At 67.1% G+C, this 18942-nt stretch carries 16 protein-coding genes; 6 read left to right on the forward strand and 10 right to left on the reverse strand.

All coding sequences use genetic code 11. The features are described from left to right. Positions 1 to 3 precede the first annotated feature (3 nt). The 3 genes from rhaI to HNR11_RS04295 all read right to left on the reverse strand — a co-directional run bounded on the left by rhaI (position 4) and on the right by HNR11_RS04295 (position 2278). The gene (gene rhaI, locus HNR11_RS04285) at positions 4 to 1164 is read right to left on the reverse strand and encodes an L-rhamnose isomerase (RefSeq protein WP_179441277.1); all 1161 of its coding nucleotides are present in this window, start codon (positions 1162 to 1164) and stop codon (positions 4 to 6) included. Between the two features lie 7 nt (positions 1165 to 1171). Then, positions 1172 to 1576 carry an L-rhamnose mutarotase gene (locus HNR11_RS04290; RefSeq protein WP_179441278.1) on the reverse strand — a complete coding sequence of 135 codons (405 nt, stop codon included), beginning with the start codon at positions 1574 to 1576 and terminating at the stop codon, positions 1172 to 1174. A 243-nt stretch (positions 1577 to 1819) separates the two neighbouring features. Beyond that, entirely contained in the window at positions 1820 to 2278 is a 459-nt protein-coding gene (locus HNR11_RS04295; protein ID WP_179441279.1) for a hypothetical protein, read from the reverse strand. A gap of 41 nt (positions 2279 to 2319) precedes the next feature. On the opposite strand from HNR11_RS04295, the gene HNR11_RS04300 reads away from it, so the two are divergent. From HNR11_RS04300 to HNR11_RS04325, 6 genes are all read left to right on the forward strand, one after another. Then, positions 2320 to 3327, forward strand: coding sequence for a LacI family DNA-binding transcriptional regulator (locus tag HNR11_RS04300; protein ID WP_179441280.1), 1008 nt, complete (start codon positions 2320 to 2322; stop codon positions 3325 to 3327). A gap of 52 nt (positions 3328 to 3379) precedes the next feature. Then, positions 3380 to 4513: an L-talarate/galactarate dehydratase gene (locus HNR11_RS04305; protein WP_179441281.1), complete on the forward strand. Its 1134-nt coding sequence runs from the start codon at positions 3380 to 3382 to the stop codon at positions 4511 to 4513. A gap of 48 nt (positions 4514 to 4561) precedes the next feature. Beyond that, positions 4562 to 5227 carry a FadR/GntR family transcriptional regulator gene (locus tag HNR11_RS04310; protein WP_179441282.1) on the forward strand — a complete coding sequence of 222 codons (666 nt, stop codon included), beginning with the start codon at positions 4562 to 4564 and terminating at the stop codon, positions 5225 to 5227. A 226-nt stretch (positions 5228 to 5453) separates the two neighbouring features. Then, positions 5454 to 6359, forward strand: a complete 906-nt coding sequence (locus HNR11_RS04315; RefSeq protein ID WP_179441283.1) for a LysR substrate-binding domain-containing protein — start codon at positions 5454 to 5456, stop codon at positions 6357 to 6359. Positions 6360 to 6528: 169 nt separating this feature from the next. Next, positions 6529 to 7479, forward strand: a complete 951-nt coding sequence (locus HNR11_RS04320; RefSeq protein WP_179441284.1) for a 5-dehydro-4-deoxyglucarate dehydratase — start codon at positions 6529 to 6531, stop codon at positions 7477 to 7479. 13 nt (positions 7480 to 7492) lie between these two features. Beyond that, positions 7493 to 9121: an aldehyde dehydrogenase (NADP(+)) gene (locus HNR11_RS04325; protein ID WP_179441285.1), complete on the forward strand. Its 1629-nt coding sequence runs from the start codon at positions 7493 to 7495 to the stop codon at positions 9119 to 9121. A gap of 151 nt (positions 9122 to 9272) precedes the next feature. On the opposite strand, the gene HNR11_RS04330 is transcribed toward HNR11_RS04325, so the two are convergent. The 7 genes from HNR11_RS04330 to HNR11_RS04360 form a co-directional block, all read right to left on the reverse strand. Then, on the reverse strand, positions 9273 to 11462 hold the full coding sequence (locus HNR11_RS04330) for a beta-galactosidase (RefSeq protein WP_179441286.1): 2190 nt from the start codon (positions 11460 to 11462) through the stop codon (positions 9273 to 9275). Positions 11463 to 11537: 75 nt separating this feature from the next. Further along, positions 11538 to 12656: a serine hydrolase domain-containing protein gene (locus tag HNR11_RS04335; protein WP_179441287.1), complete on the reverse strand. Its 1119-nt coding sequence runs from the start codon at positions 12654 to 12656 to the stop codon at positions 11538 to 11540. 133 nt (positions 12657 to 12789) lie between these two features. Next, entirely contained in the window at positions 12790 to 14346 is a 1557-nt protein-coding gene (gene arfA, locus HNR11_RS04340) for an arabinosylfuranosidase ArfA (protein ID WP_179441288.1), read from the reverse strand. A gap of 158 nt (positions 14347 to 14504) precedes the next feature. After that, positions 14505 to 15434: a carbohydrate ABC transporter permease gene (locus tag HNR11_RS04345; RefSeq protein WP_179441289.1), complete on the reverse strand. Its 930-nt coding sequence runs from the start codon at positions 15432 to 15434 to the stop codon at positions 14505 to 14507. Beyond that, a complete protein-coding gene (locus tag HNR11_RS04350; protein WP_246310314.1) occupies positions 15431 to 16405 on the reverse strand; it encodes a carbohydrate ABC transporter permease in 975 nt (324 codons plus the stop codon). The genes HNR11_RS04345 and HNR11_RS04350 overlap by 4 nt, the downstream gene beginning before the upstream one ends. Beyond that, positions 16402 to 17727, reverse strand: a complete 1326-nt coding sequence (locus HNR11_RS04355) for an extracellular solute-binding protein (protein ID WP_058887857.1) — start codon at positions 17725 to 17727, stop codon at positions 16402 to 16404. Before HNR11_RS04355 ends, HNR11_RS04350 begins: the two co-directional genes overlap by 4 nt. A 111-nt stretch (positions 17728 to 17838) precedes the next feature. Then, the gene (locus tag HNR11_RS04360) at positions 17839 to 18900 is read right to left on the reverse strand and encodes a LacI family DNA-binding transcriptional regulator (RefSeq protein WP_179441290.1); all 1062 of its coding nucleotides are present in this window, start codon (positions 18898 to 18900) and stop codon (positions 17839 to 17841) included. Positions 18901 to 18942: the final 42 nt, after the last annotated feature.

An 18942-nucleotide genomic window follows, 5' to 3' on the forward strand; every position in this document is an offset into this window, starting at 1 on the left:
CCTTCACCAGCTGAGCTGGGTTCCGCCGACGCGGTCGGCCTCGATCGTCTCTTGGTATCCCGACTCGGCGTAGGCGCGCATCGGCGAGGCCGGGAGTCCGCGGGTCTCGCGCCAGGCGGCGAGGTCGGCCCGGACATCGGTGTAGAAGGCATCCATGAAGACCTCGTGGGCGCCGAGCACGTCACCGGCCTGCTGAGCGGCGGCGAGTGACTCGGTGTCGACCATCAGCGCGCGGGAGGTCATCTCCTGGACATTGAGCACGCTGCGGATCTGACCGGGGATCTTCTTCTCCACGTTGTGGCACTGGTCCAACATGAACGCGACTCCGGAGTCCGCGGCGTAGCCTCCGCCGCGGACCACTTCGAACATGATCCGGAACAGCTGGAACGGATCGGCCGAGCCGACGATGAGGTCGTCGTCGGCGTAGAACCGGGAGTTGAAGTCGAAGGATCCGAGCCGCCCGAGTCGCAGCAGCTGGGCCACGATGAACTCAACATTGGTGCTGGGGGCATGGTGGCCGGTGTCCAGGCAGACCATCGCCTTCTCTCCCAGGGCCTGGACCTGCACCAGAGCGGTGCCCCAGTCGGGGACATCGGTGTGATAGAACGCCGGTTCGAAGATCTTGTACTCCAGCACCAGGCGCTGATCGTCCTTGAGCTCGGCGTAAATGGCGGCCAGGGACTCTGCGAGCCGGTCCTGGCGGGAGCGCATATCGGCCTGCCCGGGGTAGTTGGAGCCGTCGGCCAGCCAGATCTTCAGGTCCTGGGAGCCGGTGGCGTCCATGATCTGCAGACATTCGAGGTGGTGGTCGATGGCCTTGCGCCGGATCACCGGGTCGTGGTGGGTGAGCCCGCCGAGCTTGTAGTCGTCGTCCTGAAAGGTGTTGGAGTTTATGGTGCCGATCTGCACGCCCTGCTCGGCGGCATAGGCGGTGAGCGCGGCGTAGTCATCGACCTTGTCCCAGGGAATGTGCAACGCGACCTTCGGCGCCAAGCCGGTGAACCGGTGCACCGCCGCCGCGTCGGCGATCTTCTCCTGAACGGTCCGCGGGGTCCCGGCAGAGCCGAAGACCTTGAACCGGGTCCCGGAGTTGCCATAGGCCCAGGAGGGGACCTCGATGGCTTGATGGTCCAGCTGCTGGGAGATCTGCTCGAAAGTAGGCATGGTTCCTCTAGTTCTGCGGCGTCTGGTGGTTCTGCGGTGTCGGGTGGTTCTGCGGGGTCTGGGCGGCGGACCGCTCGACGGTGGCCAGCTGGTCCTCGAGGTGGAAGACCTCATGGAGCTGGAGGAAGCCGGTGTCCGGCCTGGCCCCTTCGAGGTCGATGAAGAACTCCCCCATCTGTTCCTGCCAAGCGGCGTTGATCGGCTCGGCGTCCATCGCGGCCTGCGCGGCGGCGATGGAATCGACCTCCATGTACCCGATGAGCAGCCCGTCCCCGCGCAGGAACAGCGAGTAATTGCGCCACCCGGAACGCTTCAGCGCCTGCAGCATCTCGGGCCAGACGGCTCGATGCCGAGCGGTGTATTCCTCCAGGCGTTCCGGCCTGACCTGAAGCTGGAAACAGACTCGTTGCATGGGGGTCCTCTCGGCCGCTAGGGCCAGCATCGCCGGTGTATTAAATCGTTTCAATCATTGCCCATGATCGTATGATCCTCATCACAGCGTGTCAACGAGGGCTTAGACCGAGATTCCCGAGCCTACTGAGGAACCACACGTAGCGTTCCCCGCCAACGAAATCGGCGGTCCAGCGCGATCGCCGACTTTGCTGGAGCGGCGCAGTCCGCACATCAGAACCATCTCGGCACCGCATGATGCCGTTCAGGCATCAGTGGCATCGACGCTTCCAGCGGACTCCCCAGCCGCAAGCCGTGCATCCAGCCACCGCGAACCGAATGCAGCGCCGGCGCCGATCAGAATGATCCAGCCGATCTGCGCCCATGCCGCCAATGGCGCCCAGAGCAGCCCGAAGGTCGCCATCGCCCCAACACCTGTGGCGGTGACCCCTGCGAGCACGGCCGTTCCGCGCGGCCGGGTAGCCGTGGACCAGCGTGAGTAGGCACCCACGCCACCGCCCAGCGCCCCGGCGAGCCCGGCCACCGGGATCATGGCCAGCGCATAACTGCCGGCCGCCCGAATCAGGTCCCCACCTTCGAGGAACCCCTGGATGACGTCCAACGGCAGGGCCACGAGCAGGATCAGCACCGCGCCCAGGGCTGCGCCAGCCGCGCAAAAGAGAACTCGGCGGCCGGGGGCTGGGGGCTGAAGCGGTGCGTCCATGGCCCTCATGATGCCTGAACCCGCGAGGTATTCTGAATCTCATGGCACTGGCTCAGGTACGCGACGTGGCTGCACGAGCCGGAGTCTCCCCCGCGACCGTCTCCAATGCGCTGAATCACCCAGACAAGGTTTCCCAGGCCACGCGGGAGCGCGTTCAGGTGGCCATCGCCGATCTCGGTTATGTGCGCAATGATGCAGCCCGACAGCTGCGTCAGCAGCAGAATCTGGCCGTAGGCATGATCGTGCTCGACATCGGCAACCCCTTTTTCGCAGACGTCGCCCGAGGCGCGGAGAACAGCCTCGAGGTGTTCCACCGACCGCTGCTGCTGGGAAACTCAAGTCAGAGTTCTCAGCGCGAGCTGACCCAGCTGCGGCTTTTCGAAGAACAGCGAGTCTCCGGGCTCCTGGTGACCCCGGTGGGTGACATCATCGAGCGGCTCCAGGAGATCAGGCGGCGCGGGATCGCTGTGGTCCTCGTGGACCGCGACGCGGGCGCCGATGCGCTCTCCTCGGTCTCCACCGACGACGTGCTCGGCGGGCGCCTGGCCACCGAGCACCTGCTCGAGCTGGGACGACGTCGTATCGCCGTGGTCGGCGGTCCGCAACGCATCCGCCAGGTCGCCCACCGACACCAGGGTGCGCTGGCGGCGGCCCAAGAGTACGACGGCGCGCAGGTGCGCCTCGTCGACACCGGAGCCATGGACGCCACCGCCGGCCGCGAGGCGTCCCGGAACCTGCTCGAACTCCCGGAGACACAGCGTCCCGACGCGATCTTCGCCACCAACGACTTGGTCGCCCTGGGTGCCCTGCAGGAGCTCTCCCGCGCCGGGGTTCGGGTGCCCGAGGACATCGCACTCATCGGCTACGACGACATCGCGTTCACCGCATCGGCCACTGTGCCGATCAGCTCCGTGCGGCAGCCCGCTGAGGAGATGGGCGCCCGCGCGGCAGAGCTGCTGGTCGCAGCGATCGAGGATCCCGAGGCGCCCGTGGAGCACCAGGTGTTCACCCCCTCACTGCTGGCCCGAGAGTCCACCCTGGGGCGCTGAAGCTTCTCCGTCCACTCTTGTATAACAAGTAATCCACTTGTACGATCACTGGATGTCCTACACCCCAGACGCCATCCGGCACATCACCCTCTCCGCCGCCACACTCCCGCTGGCCGGCCCGATCTCCGACGCCAAGGTCTTCACGGGTAGGCAGAAGCCGATGACCGAGGTGGAGGTGCTCTTCGCCGAGATCACCACGGAGCAGGGCTTCGAAGGGGTCGGGTTCTCCTACTCCAAGCGCGCCGGCGGGCCGGCGCAGTACGCCCACGCCAAAGAGGTGGCCCAGCTGACCATTGGCGAGGACCCCAGCGACATCGCCAAGCTGTATGACAAGCTGCTCTGGGCCGGCGCCTCCGTGGGTCGTTCGGGCGTGGCCACCCAGGCGCTGGCGGCGATCGACATCGCCCTCTATGACCTCAAGGCGCGCCGGGCGGGCCTGCCGCTGGCGAAGCTGCTCGGCTCACACCGCGACTCGGTGCGCACCTACAACACCTCCGGCGGCTTCCTTCAGGCCTCCATCGAGGAGATCCAGCACAACGCCTCCGCTTCCCTGGAGGCGGGGATCGGCGGCATCAAGATCAAGGTCGGACTTCCAGACACCCGCGAAGACCTCCGCCGGGTCACCACGATCCGCGAGCACCTCGGCCCCGATGTGCCGCTGATGGTCGACGCCAACCAGCAGTGGGACCGTGCCACAGCGCTGCGCATGGGCCGGCGGCTCGAAGAGTTCGACCTGAACTGGATCGAGGAGCCGCTGGATGCCTACGACGTCGAAGGCCACGCCTCCCTCACCGCCGCCCTGGACACCCCGATCGCCACCGGCGAGATGCTCGCCTCGGTCTCGGAACACGAGAAGCTCATCGCAGGCCGCGCCTGCGACATCCTCCAACCCGATGCCCCGCGCATCGGTGGGATCACCCAGTTCCTGCGGCTGGCAACCCTCACCCATCAGGCGGGCCTCGCCCTGGCACCGCATTTCGCCATGGAGATCCACCTGCACCTCGCCGCGGCCTACCCCACGGAACCCTGGGTGGAGCACTTCGACTGGCTCGACCAGCTCTTCGAGCAGCGACTCGAGATCGCGGATGGCCGGATGCTGGTCCCGGCACGCCCAGGGCTGGGGATCTCGCTGAGCCCCCGCGCCCGGAGGCTGACCCACGCGACCGCCGAGTTCGGCCGATCCTGAGGGCTTCGGGGCTTCGGGGCCTAAGCTGATCTCTGACGAAAGCAGGCCATGAACCGCACCGAGAACCTCTCCGCCCAGCTGCGCCAGCAGATCCTCGACGACACGCTGCCGATCGGCACCAAGCTGCCCAGCGAATCGGAGCTGATCAGCGCGCACGGCGTGAGCCGCACCGTGGTTCGTGAGGCGCTGACTCAGCTGCGCGCCGAGGGCCTGATCCACACTCGGCGCGGCACTGGCAGCTTCGTGCTGGCAGCTCCCGCCGAGACCTCGCCCACCTCAACCCCCGCCCCCCGCACAGCACAGGACCGAGCGCTGCTCATCGAATACCGGATGGCCCTCGAATGTGAGGTGGCAGCGCTGGCCGCGGTCCGCCGCACGCAGCACCAGCTCGCCGCGCTGGCGGCGGCACTGGAAGGGTTTGCGGCCGCCGTCGAACATCCCGCCACCGCAGTGGAGCAGGACTTCGCGTTCCATCGCACCCTGGCTGAAGCTGCGGGCAACCCGCACCTGATCGAGGCGGTGAGTCGCCTGGGTCCCACGATGATCTCGATGCCGCGCACCCGCCTGGAGGCCAGTGCCGACCGGCATCAGCTGGCCGCGCTGGAACACCGGGCGATCCTCGACGCCGTCCGCGAGGCCGATTCGGCAGCCGCTTCCGCGGCGATGCGCCTACATCTGACTGCCTCGCGCCGGCGGGTGCTCGAGCTCGACTGAGCTGCGCGCCTGCGGCAGACCCCCCGGGGCGCGGGACTGGGCCACGCTGCCCGTAGGGCTCAGGACTCGGGGCTCAGGACTCGGGGCTCAGGACTTCATTGCGCATACGGCACCACATGATCCCCATCGTGCATCGCAGTCGCCCGTGCTTGAGCCGGCGTGACCCACATGACACGATGATGCTCAAACGCTTGTTGAGACCCGCTACTGATACTCGGAGTGCATTGTGTTCACCTTGGACCAGACCCGAAGCTTCGTCGCCGTCGCCGAAGAGCTCCATTTCGGGCGAGCCGCAGAGCGCCTCAATATGACTCAGCCGCCGCTGAGCAGACAGATCCAGAAGCTGGAGAAGTCCGTTGGAGTGCAGCTCATCGAGCGCGACAACCGCAAGGTGGCGCTCACCACGGCCGGCAGGGCCTTCCTCGCCGACGCCCGCAAGCTGCTCATCGCGGCCGATCAGGCTCCGCTGACCGCGCGCCGGATCGCTCGTGGACGCGCCGGAGTGCTGCGCATCGGCTTCACGGCGACCTCCGCGCTCAGCATCTTGGGCCAGGTCCTCAGCACCGCCGCCGAACACCTCCCCCAGGTCGACATCGACCTGCGCGAGATGGTCACCCGAGAACAGCTCGCGGCATTGAACAGCGGCGGCATCGACCTGGGCCTGGCACGTCCACCCATCGACCCGGATCGTTTCGAGTCCAAGCTCGTGCAGACCGAATCCCTGCGCCTTGCCGTGCCCGATGAGCATCCCCTGACCCAGCTGGACCGCCCGGTGGAGGCCGCGGACCTCCGGGAGACTCCGCTGATCATGCATTCGCCCCTGAAGGCCCGCTACTTCTACGACCTCGCGATCCGACATATGCCGATCCAGCACGGGAACGTGGTGCACACCGTGAGTCAGATCTTGACCATGGTTTCTCTCGTCGGAGCCGGACGCGGTGTTGCCTTCGTCCCAGAGTCCGCGGCACGACTGGGAATCGCCGGAGTCACTCACCTGGAGCTCGCTGAACAGGCTCGGGACGTCGTGGAGCTGCACGCGATCTGGCGACGCAACCACCGCAACCCAGCATTGACGAGTCTCCTCGAGATCCTCGGGGACACACCGCTGCGCTCGGGACACCGACCAGGCTGAAGATGCTTTGAGTGCATCAATCCATACGAAACAAAGCTTAGACGGGCATCACTGGCGGAACCTAAGGTGGGAAGGACTATGCCCCGAGCTGCCGCTCAGAGGCACCGCAACGATGAGAGTTCGCCTCCTGGGAGGCATACCCTCCGAACCACAACCTAGGAAGGTCTCCGTGGCCAAGTACACCCCGCATGAACTGGCGGCACAGCTCAAAGAGGGACTGCTGTCCTTCCCCGTCACCGCTTTCACGGCTGATCTCGAGGTGGACGAGGAATCCTACCGTCGGCATCTGAACTGGCAGGCCCGGCAGGGTGTTGCGGGGCTCTTCGCCGCCGGCGGCACGGGTGAGGGATTCAGCCTGTCCCCGGAGGAGAACGCATTCGTGGCACGAATGGCCGTGGAAGAGGCCGGCGACGTCGTCCCGGTGCTCGGCTCCGCCGGAGGCGCCACCTATCTCGCGGTGGCCAACGCCCGCGCGGCACAGGCCGCCGGCTGTGAGGGTCTGCTGCTGCTGCCGCCCTACCTGACCGAATGCGACCAGCTGGGCCTGGAGGCCCATGTGGATGCCGTCTGCTCGGCGGTGGACATCGGAGTGATCGTCTACAACCGCGCCAACGCGATCTACCGGGCCGATACGATCAGCCGGCTCGCCGCCAAGCATGAGAACTTCATCGGCTTCAAGGACGCGACGGGTGACATCGAGGCCGTCACCCGAGTGGTCGCCACCGCTGGAGACCGACTCTTCTACCTGGGCGGACTCCCGACGGCGGAGACGTTCGCACTGCCGATGCTGCAGCTGGGAATGAGCACCTACTCCTCGGCGATGTACAACTTCGTCCCGGAGTTCGCCCTGGAGTTCTACGCCGATGTGCGCCGTCAGGACCGCATCGCGGTGACCGAGAAGCTCAACCGCTTCGTGCTTCCCTACCTGGAGATCCGAGACCGGGTGAAGGGTTATGGCGTGTCCATCGTCAAGGGCGGGCTCAAGGCGGTTGGCCGCGACGCCGGACCGGTACGCCCGCCGCTGCAGGACATGACCGCCCAGGACATCCAAGACCTCTCCGATCTGATCGACGCCGCCGGGATCCGGCCGGCAGAAGCACCGGCCCTGGCCAGTGCCTGAAAGGAACTCCCCCATGACCACAGAGACCCTAGAGACCCAGAACCTGACCGGAGCCTCGCTCATCGCCGGGCAGAGCGTGCCCGGAGCCGGTCGAACCGTCAACGGCGTCAACCCCGCCACCAATGAAGCGCTTGAGCCGGGCTACACGCTCATCGATGAGGCCCAGCTCGCCGTCGCGACCGCGGCCGCCGCCGAGGCCTTCGACTCCTTCTCCCAGCTGGACCCAGAGACCCACGCGAGGTTCCTGGAGAAGGTCGCGGAGAACATCGAGGCTGAAGCCGAACCGCTCACCGAGCGAGTCATGGCCGAGACTGGTCTGCCCCGGGCCCGGGTGCAGGGCGAACGGGGCCGCACCGTGAACCAGCTGCGGCTCTTCGCCTCGGTGGTGCGCCAGGGCGACTTCCGCGGCACCCGCTGGAACACCGCAGATCCCGAGCGGAAGCCGCTGCCCAAGCCCGACGTGCGTCAGCGCTTGATCCCACTGGGCCCGGTGGCGGTCTTCGGCGCATCGAACTTCCCGCTGGCGTTCTCCGTGGCCGGCGGGGACACCGCCTCGGCCCTGGCCGCGGGCTGCCCGGTCGTCTTCAAGGCGCACAACGCCCACCCAGGCACCTCCGAGATCGTGGGGGCGGCCATCACCGCCGCGGTCAAGGAGATCGGCCTGCACCCAGGCGTGTTCTCGCTGATCTATGGACCCGGAGCCTCCATCGGGCAGGCGCTGGCCAGCGACCCCGCGATCAAGGCCGTGGGCTTCACCGGATCCCGCGGGGCCGGCGTCTCACTCATGCAGGCCGCCGCCGCGCGTGAGGTGCCGATTCCGGTCTACGCCGAGATGAGCAGCATCAACCCGGTGTTCTTCTTCGAGCGCCTGCTCGAGGACACCGTGGCCGCCGGCGAGGACGCCGTGGCGGACTTGGCCAATGCCTATCTCGGCTCCGTGACCGGGTCCTCCGGTCAGCTCTGCACCGCGCCCGGACTGGTCTTCGTGCCCGCCGGTGCCAGCGGAGATGTGTTCCTGGCGGCCGTGGGCGAGGCCGCGAAGCCCGCCGCGGGCCAGACCATGCTCACCAAGTCCATCGCAGCCTCCTGGAACGAGGGCGTCGAAGAGCTAGCCTCCCAGTCGGGGGTCGAGCTGGTGGGCCGCGGCACCCCAGGTGAGGGCGAGAACGCCCCGGCGCCGGTGATCTACCAGGCATCGTCCGCTGCGTTCCGGAACAACCCCGTGCTCCATGAGGAGATCTTCGGCGCCGCCTCCCTGGTTGTCCGCTATGACTCGTCGGAAGACCTGATCTCGGCGGCGAAGAGGCTCGAAGGTCAGCTCACAGCCACGCTGCACCTGAGCGAGGCCGACCACGAACAGGCTGCGCCACTGATCCCGGTCCTTGAGGGCAAGGTCGGCCGAATCCTGGCCAACGGCTGGCCCACAGGCGTGGAGGTCAACCATTCCATGGTTCATGGCGGACCGTTCCCGGCAACCTCGGATTCCCGCACCACCTCCGTGGGCACCCGTGCGATCGAGCGGTTCCTGCGACCGGTGGCCTACCAGAACCTGCCGGAGTCCCTGCTGCCCCAGCCGGTCCAGGCCGAGAACCCGTGGAAGTTGAACCGGCGCGTGAACGGCAGCATCTCCCTGGCCGAGTAAGCCTCGCTCCGTTCGCCACGGAGCAACACGCCCCGCACGACGTCGGCCCCGATCCTCATTCAGGACCGGGGCCGACGTCGTGCTGCGCGCGCTACCTGGCCGCGCCGGTGAGACTCACGTCGCGCCCGGGACTCATGCCCTGCGCGCCGGGTCAGCCTTCCTGGACCACCGCCACGCCACCGGCTGCCACGGTGAGCCGGCCGCGGGTCTTGGTCCCGGTGAGCAGCTCGGCGCCCTTCACTTTGAGGGTTGTGTCCTGACCGGTGTGGTTCAGCACGAAGAGGAAGCTCCGGGCAGCCTCGCCCTCACCGCTCCAGCGGCGCACCGCGTCCACCCCGACCGGCGCGTCGACCTGTTCCGGGGCGACGCCGGCTTCGATGAGCACCTCCTGGACCAGTCCGTGGACCGCCTGGGCGTCGGGTCGGGTGCCCACGTACCAGGCCACTCCCTGACCGACCTGGCGACGAGTCACCGCGGGCCAGCCGGCGAGCGTGAACTCGCCGGTCGGCGCGATGCTCGCGGGCACCGGCTCTGCTGATGGTCCGGCCTCAGCCGTTGATCCCGGCGTGACCGTTGATCCCGCCTCGGCCGCGTGGCCCAGCGTCGCGAACCGGCTGACCACCGCGGCAGGCGCGCCATCCTCTGCGGCGAGGTGGATCTTCTCGCTCCACATCTCAGCTCGGCTCCCGTCGTCCAGGCGCAGCGCCTCCTCGGATTGCAGCGGCCAGAACTCCTCGACCCGGATGCCCAGCAGTTCGCGGAAGGCACCCGGATAGCCACCGAGCCGGACGGCGTCGTGCTCATCGACGATCCCGCTGAAACAGGTCACCAGCACCGAAGCACCGGCCCGTGCCGCAGCCTCGATGTTCGCCGCATCGGCATCGGTGACCAGGTAAAGCGTCGGGACCACGATGACCCGGTAGCGGCTGAGGTCGGCGGAGGGATGGACGACGTCGACGTTCACCCCGGACTCCCACAGTCCGCGATACCAGTGCAGCACCTCCTCCGGATAGGAGAGGTCGTTGATCGGATGTGAGTCCAGCTCGGCGCCCCACCAGGCCTGATAGTCGAAGAGCAGCGCCACCTCGGCATGGACCCGGGAGCCTTGCACCGGGGCGAGCCGGCGCAGCGCCTCCCCCAGGGACACCGTGGAGCGGAAGACGTCACTGTCCACCCCGGCGTGGGGCACCATGGCGGAGTGAAACTTCTCCGCTCCGGCCCTCGACTGGCGCCATTGAAAGAACATCACCGCATCCGCGCCGCGGGCCACATGGCCCAGCGAGTCCCTCAGCATCTCGTCAGGTGTCTTGGTGTGATTGCGCGGCTGCCAGTTCACCGCGGAGGTGGAGTGCTCCATGAGCATCCAGGGCCTCCCGCCAGCGACGCCACGGGTCAGGTCCGCGCTGAAGGCCAGTTCGATGTGCCGGTCCGGCGAATCTGCCACGGTGTAGTGATCGGTGGCGATCACGTCCATCTCGCTCGCCCAGGCGAAATAGTCCATGTACTTGGTACGCGTGCTGCACATGAAGTTCGTGGTCACCGGCACGCCGGGGGTGATTTCACGCAGGATCGCCTTGATCTCGCGGAAATAGTCCAGCAGCTCGTCGGAGGAGTACCGGTGGAAGTCCAGCTGCTGGGTGGGGTTCACGAACATCGGTGCCGCGCGCGGGGGCAGGATCTCCTCGAAGCTGGAATAGCGCTGAGACCAGAACGCGGTTCCCCAGGCGCGGTTGAGCTCCTCCACATTGCCGTAGCGGGTGGTGAGCCAGGAGCGGAAGGCGGCTGCGGCGTCCTCGGAAAAGTCGTGGGCGTTGTGGCAGCCGAGTTCGTTGTCCACATGCCACAGCGCCAGCGCCGGATGGGTGGCGTAGCGCTGGGCCACGGCCCAGGTCATCCGCAGCGCGTATTCGCGGAAGACTGGGTTGGACACAGAATAGGCCTGCCGGGCGCCGGGCCAGAGCGTGGTGCCCTCGGCGGTCTCGGGCAGGATCTGGGGGTGCTGGTGGGTCAGCCAGGGCGGCGGGGAGGCTGTGGCCGTGGCCAGAGCGACGCGGACTCCGGCGGCGTGGAGCCGATCCATGGTCTCGTCCAGCCAGCCCCAGTCGTACTCCCCTTCGCGGGGTTCCAGCATCGCCCAGGAGAAGATCCCCACGCTGACCAGGTTCACTCCGGCCTGGGTCATCAGTTCGACGTCCTCGACCCGCGTGACCTCGGGCCACTGTTCGGGGTTGTAGTCGCCGCCGTAGGCAAGTCCGGGCACCGAGCTGGGCCAGCCCTTGGGTGCGCTGTGCCGGGTGGTTTCCTGATGGGTGGATGGCCGGGCGTTCTGGTCATGGATCATGCGGGGTCCTTCGTGGTCCGTGCGGGTCTGGGGCTCATCAGGGACTCTCCGGCGCGGCGGTCCGCGCCAGATACCTCACCGCGTCTCCCCGGGGATGCGCAGCGAGGTCTGCGCTGTGCTCACCGGGGTCATCGCCGGGAGCAGCTCCTCGAAGACCGCGTCGAAGACCTTCTGCTGGCCGTCACTGCGCGCGAAGCTGCTGCCGGTGGTGATCAGCGCGAAGTCGTGCTCGGGCAGACACAGCACGATCTGGCCGCCGATGCCCCAGGCGAGGAACCCCTGGTGGCGGGTGCGCCAGAACTGGTAGCCGTAGCCCTGCTGGTTCTCGAGGCAGGGAAAGTTCTCATCCTCGGTGGGCGTCTGCCATCCGGTGGCCGCCGCCATGAACTCCTCCGAGAGGATCTGCTTCTCCCCCGAGCGGCCCGCTGCCAGGCACAGCTGAGCGAAGCGGGCGAGGTCCCGGGCGGTGCAGAACAGCGCCGAGCCACCATGGGTGACCCCCTGCGGGTTCTCGGGGACCGGTTCCCAGCTCGGACGCCCGCCGCGCTGCGCGGGGGAGAGTCCCAGCGGGCTGCGCCAGGCCTGGAGGGTCGGCTGACCGGCCACGGTGCGCGCTTCGGCGCCGAAGCCGAGCGGCAACAGGATCCGCTGCAGCAGGAAGTCCTCCAGCCGGTCGCCGCTGAGCTTCTCCGTCAGCGCCGCGAGCACCACCGAGGCGGCCGTGTCGTAGACGAATCGAGTCCCCGACCGCTGAGCCGGTTCCTTTGTGAAGAAGCTGCGTACCCAGTCGGTGTCCTCGGTCTGGATGAAGCTGGTGATCCGATGCGCGGTGCGCATGGTCAGCAGGTCCTCCACCGTCATCGCCGCGATCCAAGGATGCACTGTGGCGGGAAGCTTCTCCGGGAAGTGCTCGGCCACCCGGTCGGTGAGCCGGAGTCGACCCTCGTCGATCAGGGCGCCGATCGCGAGTGCAGTGAAGGACTTCGCCACCGAGTAGAGCCGGTGGGGTTCGGTGACGCTGTGGCCCGGCCGGTACCGTTCGACCACGAGCTCCCCGCGGTGCACCAGCAGCAGCGCGTGCAGCTCCGGCTGCTCAGCCTCGATCCGTTCGGTCAGTCGCTCCAGCGCAGACTTGAGCCGAGCGTCCAGACCGGTTCCGGGCTGAGGGACCGAGTCGAGGGTGGGGTCAGACATCGCCGCCCTTTCAGCCGGTCATCTGTGCGGGTGCGCCGTGATCAAGTTCTTAAATCGATTTACAGATTAGTGTGACGGCGCTCACCGGTCAATAAGCGTGAGCCAGATCGACCGGTGAGCGTACCGTTGTGGCTCATCCGACCCGCAGCTGCACCACCGCCCAGGACAGCGCCGGCAGGCTCATCTGCACCGCTGCACTGTCCCCGGAGTCCTCCAGCCGAACACCATCCAGCGGCACCAGACCGACAGCCTCCTGGCTCTGAAGATCATTGGCGGTATGCCGGTCCCCGCCCTCCGGGATGGTCAGCACCTCGGCGCGCAGCACCTCGCTGGCGGTGAGCCCGCGCAGATCCAGGGCGACGTCGGCAGCCTCGTCAAGCCCGCGGTTGGCGATGAACAGGCTCAGCACCCCGGTCTCGGCGTCGTAGGTGGCGGCCGCGTCGACGACGTCCACATCGCCGTGGCGCGCGGTGGGCTGCTGGTCGGCGTCGACCACCAGACGCAGGATCTCACCGGTGGCAAGCTCCGCGATCCGCGCGAAGGGCCAGAAGATGGTCTGCCGCCAGGCGGGTCCGTTCTCCTCCGAGCGGATCGGGGCGATCACATTGACCAGCTGCGCCTGGTTCGCGATCCGCACCCGGTCCCCGTGGCGCAGCAGCGAGTGCATCAGCGTGCCGACGACGACGGCGTCCGTGACCGAGTACCGGTCTTCGATCAGCCGCGGATGAGCCTTCCACTCCTTGGCCACCTGCTCCGGCTGATCCTCGGTGTCGAGGCCCTGCTGGTACCAGACGTTCCACTCGTCGAAGGAGATGTCGATCTGCTTGCTGTGCTTGCCCGCCGCCTTGACCGCGTCGATGGTCGCGACCACTCCGTCGATGAAGCCGTCCATGTTCACCGCCTCGGCCAGGAACGAGGCGGCGTCGCCGTCGTGCTCCTGGTAGTAGGCGTGCATCGAGATGTAGTCGACCTCGTCGTAGGTGTGACTGAGCACGGTCTGTTCCCAGGTGCCGAAGGTCGGCATCTGCTTGCCCGAGGAGCCCACCGCGACCAGCTCGATGTCCGGGTCCACCAGCTTCATCGCCTTCGCGGCCTCCTGGGCGAGGCGGCCGTACTCCTCCGCGGTCTTGTGCCCGATCTGCCACGGGCCGTCGAGCTCGTTGCCCAGGCACCAGAGCTTGATCCCGAAGGGCTCCTCGCTCGTGCCCGCGGCGGCGGCATGCTCGCGGCGCAGGTCGGACCAGTAGGTGCCGGAGGGGTGGTTGGCGTACTCCACCAGCGCCCGCGCCTCGTCCACGCCCCGGGTGCCGAGGTTGATCGCCTCCATCACCTCCATGTCCGCACGCCTGGCCCATTCCACGAACTCATGCAGCCCGAAGGCGTTGGTCTCGATGGTGTGCCAGGCGCCGTCGATGCGCACCGGGCGGTCCTCACGCGGACCGACCCCGTCCTCCCAGTTATAGCCCGAGACGAAGTTTCCCCCGGGGTAGCGCACCACGGTGGCGCCGAGCTCCTTGGCCAGGGCCATCACGTCCTTGCGGAACCCCTGGTCATCGGCCTCCGGGTGGCCGGGCTCATAGATCCCCGTATAGACGCAGCGGCCCATATGCTCCACGAAGGAGCCGAAGAGTCGCGGGGAGACATCGGCGATGGTGAAGTCACGGTCGACGATGATGCGGGCGTGAGACATGGTGCTCCTTGGTTTCTTGGATGCGCGCTGTGGTTCGCGTGCTGGACTGAACTGCTGGGCACTGCTGTGAGTGCGGGATCCTGCGGTGAGTTGGGAACTGCCGTGCGTGGCGACTAAGCCGCCCGCCGGCTCGGGCGGGGGGGGGCGGGTCGACGGACTCACTGGCCGCCGAACCCTGTGGTGGCCACCCCCTTCACGATCTGCCGCTGATAGAAGAGGAAGACGATCACCAGGGGCAGCGCGGCGAGCACCGCCTGCGCCATGACCTGCGAGTACTGCACCCCGTAGGCGCTGAGCACGGTCTGCAGACCCACCGGCAGGGTCATCAGGGTGGTGTCGTTGATGATCAGGAAGGGCCAGAGGAAGTTGTTCCACGCCTGGATGAACACGAAGATCGACACCGCGCCCAGGATCGGGCGCGAGAGCGGGAGCACCACGGAGAAGAACACCCGCAGCCGGCCCGCGCCGTCCACCCGTGCCGCGTCCTCCAGCTCCACCGGCACCGCGTCGAAGAACTTCTTCAGGATGAAGATGATCGGCGCCATCACGATCTGCGGCAGGATCAGGCCCCAATAGGTGTCGACCATGTTGAAGGTCAGCATCTGGTAGTAGAGCGGGATGATCAGCGCCTGCGGGGGCACGATGATCGAGGCGATGACCGCCAGGAAGATCCAGCGGCTGCCCTTGAAGTCGAGCCGGGAGAAGGCGTAGGCCGCCAGCGCCGAGATCGAGACCGTGATGAGCGTGATCACCGCGGATGTCCAGAGGCTGTTGAGCGCCCAGACGTAGACGTTGCCCTCGGCGAGGATCGCTTCGTAGGCCTGGGTGGTGATCCCGTTGGGGCCGATGAGCTCGAGACCCCCGGATGCGGCGTCGGTCTCTGTCTTGAAGGAGGTCACGATGGCCCAGAGCATCGGCAGCAGCCAGAGCAGCGCCATCAATGCCAGGGCGAGGAAGGCCAAGATCCGCGCCGGGCCCAGCGGCTTCTCCCCCGGCATCCGATTGGTGCGTCTGACCTTGGTGACATCAACCGGCGCGACGTCGACCTGCGGGTCGTCGGTCCTCGTGGCGGTGGCTGTGGAACTCATGAGCTTCCCTTTCGATTCCGAAGCACGACCATCTGGAAGATGCCGACGATGAGGATCAGCACGAAGAAGATGTACGAGATGGCGGAGGCGTAGCCGAATCGGTATCCGACGAAGCCCGCCTCAAAGATGTACTGGACGATGGGACGGGAGGTCTCCGAGGAGCCACCCTCCATCATCTGATAGGCCTGGTCGAAGAGCTTGAGCGAGGCCAGCATCTGCAGCACCAGGATGACTCCGGTGACCGGTCCCAGCTGAGGGATGGTGATCGAGAACAGCTGACGCCAGGGTCCGGCTCCGTCGACGGCCGCAGCCTCATACTGCAGGGTCGGGATGTTCTGCAGCGCCGCGAGGTAGAGCAAGAAATTGAAGCCCACGGTCCACCAGATGGTGGCGATGGCGATCGAGATCAGGTCGACGTTGGCGGTCTGCAGCCAGGCGATCGGCTCGAGGCCGACTGCAGAGAGGATCTCGTTGGCCGCGCCGATCTGTGGATTGAAGATCCAGACCCAGATCTGCGAGATCACCGTGGAGGCGAGCAGGAATGGCATGAAGAAGGACAGCCGCCAGAGCCACTGTCCGGGGAGCCCGGTGTTGACCAGCAGCGCCATGATCAGTGCGAGCAGCACCAGGGGCACCGTGGTGATGAGCGTGAACCAGACGGTGTTCCCTATGGACGTCCACATGACCGGGTCGGAGAGCGCCTCGGAATAGTTCCCGAGTCCGATGAAGCTGCCACCCGCTCCGGTGAGCGACTGGTCGGTCAGAGAAAGGTAGATTCCGTGGATCAGCGGCCAGATCACGAAGAGCAGGAAGGCCACCATGAACGGGCCCAGGAAGGCCCAGGCGACCAGCTGCCCACGTCGGCTCGCCTGCCCTCGAGTGGGTGAGGTGCGGCGCCCCTTGGAATCCTCTCCTGGAGCCGCCCCGGGCTCGGGACCCGCAGCGCTGCGACCTGCCATCACGTCGGTCATGACCGTCCTCCCTGTGGATTGGCGGGATTGGGCTGGGCGAGAAGATTGTCGACGTATCGACGGAACTCCTCCAGCGCCTGGTCGTACCCGCTGCCGGATGTGATCGCACTGCCGACGATCTGACCGAACTGCTGAACGAAGTTGGACCCGGAACCGGTGAACCAGGCCACCGGGTCATAGACCAGATAGTCCGCCGCCTCGGCGTACTCCGCCTGCGGAGTGAGCTCGGCGTAGTCCTCGTTCTCGGTGACGGGAAGGTAGGCGGGTATATGCCCGGCACCAGCCCAGGTGATCGAGTTCTTCAACAGCTCTGCGACCACGGTGTACGTGTCGCGGCGCATCTGTTGATCAGGGTTGGCCTGGTGCGGCAGGACGAACGAGTGCGAGTCCGCATAGACCGCCTCGTCGCCGAAGATCGGAGGAATCATGGTCGCACCCAGCGGGACCCCAGCCTCCTGCATCGGGGGAAGTTCCCAGACACCGGTGAAATGCATCCCCGTCCGCTGCGCGGCGAATTCAGCGACGGCGGCGTCGATGGTCCCACGTTGAGAGGCGACCTCACCATCGACAAGTCGGTGCATGAACTCCAGCACGGCGACGAACGCGTCGCCGTCCACCTCGACAGATCCTCCCTGGGGGAAAGTCATCTGCTGCCCGTGCTGACAGTAGAGCGTGTAGAAGAGCCGCCACATCTGGTTCCCGTCCCCGATGAACCCGTAGGAGAGTCCGTAGGTGCCGGTGACGCCGGCGATCTCCCGACCCATCTCGAGGAAGTCCTCCGGATTGTCGGGCCGCATGAGCTGCCCGTCGGAGTTCAACACTCCGGCTTCCTCACAGATCTCGGTGTTGTACAGCGTGATGAAGGGGTGCGCGTCCAGTGCGACGCTGTAGACCTCCCCGTCCACCACGCTGGAGTTCCAGACAGGATCCGTGAAAGTGGACTCCGAGACCCCGAGTTCAGTCAGCTGATTCAGGTCCCAGGGGTCGAGAAGTCCGCCGGGGACATACCCGGAGACCCGGGAGGAGTGCATGACTGCGAGATCCGGTGCCCGCCCACCCGCACCGGCCATCGCCAGCTTGGTGTAATACGGGGCACCCCAGGCCAGCACGGTGGGCCGCACGTGAAAGCCACCGTGTGCCGCATTGATGCGGTCGATCATGCCCTGCATCGTGATGCCGTCACCGCCGCTGAGCAGGTGCCAGAACTGCAGGGTCGTGGTCTGTGAACCCTGAGCCGGGGTGCAGCCCGCGAGGGCCGCCAGTCCTGCCGTCGCCAGGCCACCGGCAAGGACGCTTCGGCGATTGATGCGTGTGTCGATCATGAGTCACCACTTACGGACGTACGCGGAGTCAAGCTCCGCCATCCGGAGCCTGCGTCTTTTACATCGATGTAAAGACTGCACCCATCCTACACAGATGTGGTGCGGGTCACACTAGTTTTCGAAGTTTCTTCCGGAGAACCCTGCTGGAGGGCCGGTGGTGCTGGCACGCTCAAGGAGCTCATAGCCGATCTCCTCCGCCCGCGGCGGCAGCGCGCGATCCCGCATCCGGGAGGTGAGCAGGTCCAGCGCCGCGTTGGCGTAGCTCTGGTGATCGAAGCCGATCGTGGTCAGCGGGGTCCCGGCGAAGCGGGCATGTTCCACGTCGTCGAAGCCGCAGACCAGCACGTCTTCGGGCAGCCGCGCACCCCAGCTGCGCAGCTCATGCATGGCCCCCAGGGCGATGGAGTCCGTGAAGGCCAGGACCGCGTCGAACGGGGCGCCGCGCTGCAGGATCTCCCGCATGCCGGCGGCTCCCCCGGCGATGGTCCATTCCGGCACCTCCACCTGCAGCTGCGCGAGAGCAGGAAGCCCGGCCTCGGTGAGTCCGGAGAGGTAGCCGCGCAGTCGCTGCCCCTGGGTGGCCTTGTCCAGACCCGTCCCGGACTCCGCGCCGCCCAGGGAGACGATCCGGCGCGCGCCGCGGGCCAGCAGGTGGCGGACCGCGTCGCGGGCCGCGGCGCGGGAGTTGATGAACACCCGATCCGTGCGGTGCTGCTCCACCTCGCCGATCAGCACGATCGGCGGCAGATGGTCCAGGTGCTCCACCACGCTGTCCTGCAGCCGCACCGGGTTCAGCACCATGCCGTCGATCAGGTGCGTCCGGGCGCGGGTGACCAGGTCATGCTCCCGGCCCGGCTCTGCCGCCGTCTCCTCCACCTGCACCACCAGGCCGCGCGTATGGGCGGCCTCCACCACGGCATGGGTCATGCTGGCGGAGAACGCGGCACGCAGGTCTGGCAGCGCCAGTCCGATCACCCCGGAGCGGCCGTTGCGCAGTCCGCGGGCGCTGAGGTTGGGCACGAAGTCCAGCTCACGCATCGCTTGTTCCACGCGCTGCCGGGTGGGTTCGCGCACCTGCGCGGTGCCGGTGAGCACGTTGGAGACCGTCTTGGGAGAGACTCCGGCGCGTTCGGCGACATCGCGCATCGTCGGGCGGGAACTGGACGGGGACATGCCCTCAGCCTAGGCCGCCCGCGCCGGGATCGGAGCGCGCGG

This window comes from Nesterenkonia sandarakina (assembly GCF_013410215.1).
Taxonomy (GTDB): Bacteria; Actinomycetota; Actinomycetes; order Actinomycetales; family Micrococcaceae; genus Nesterenkonia; species Nesterenkonia sandarakina.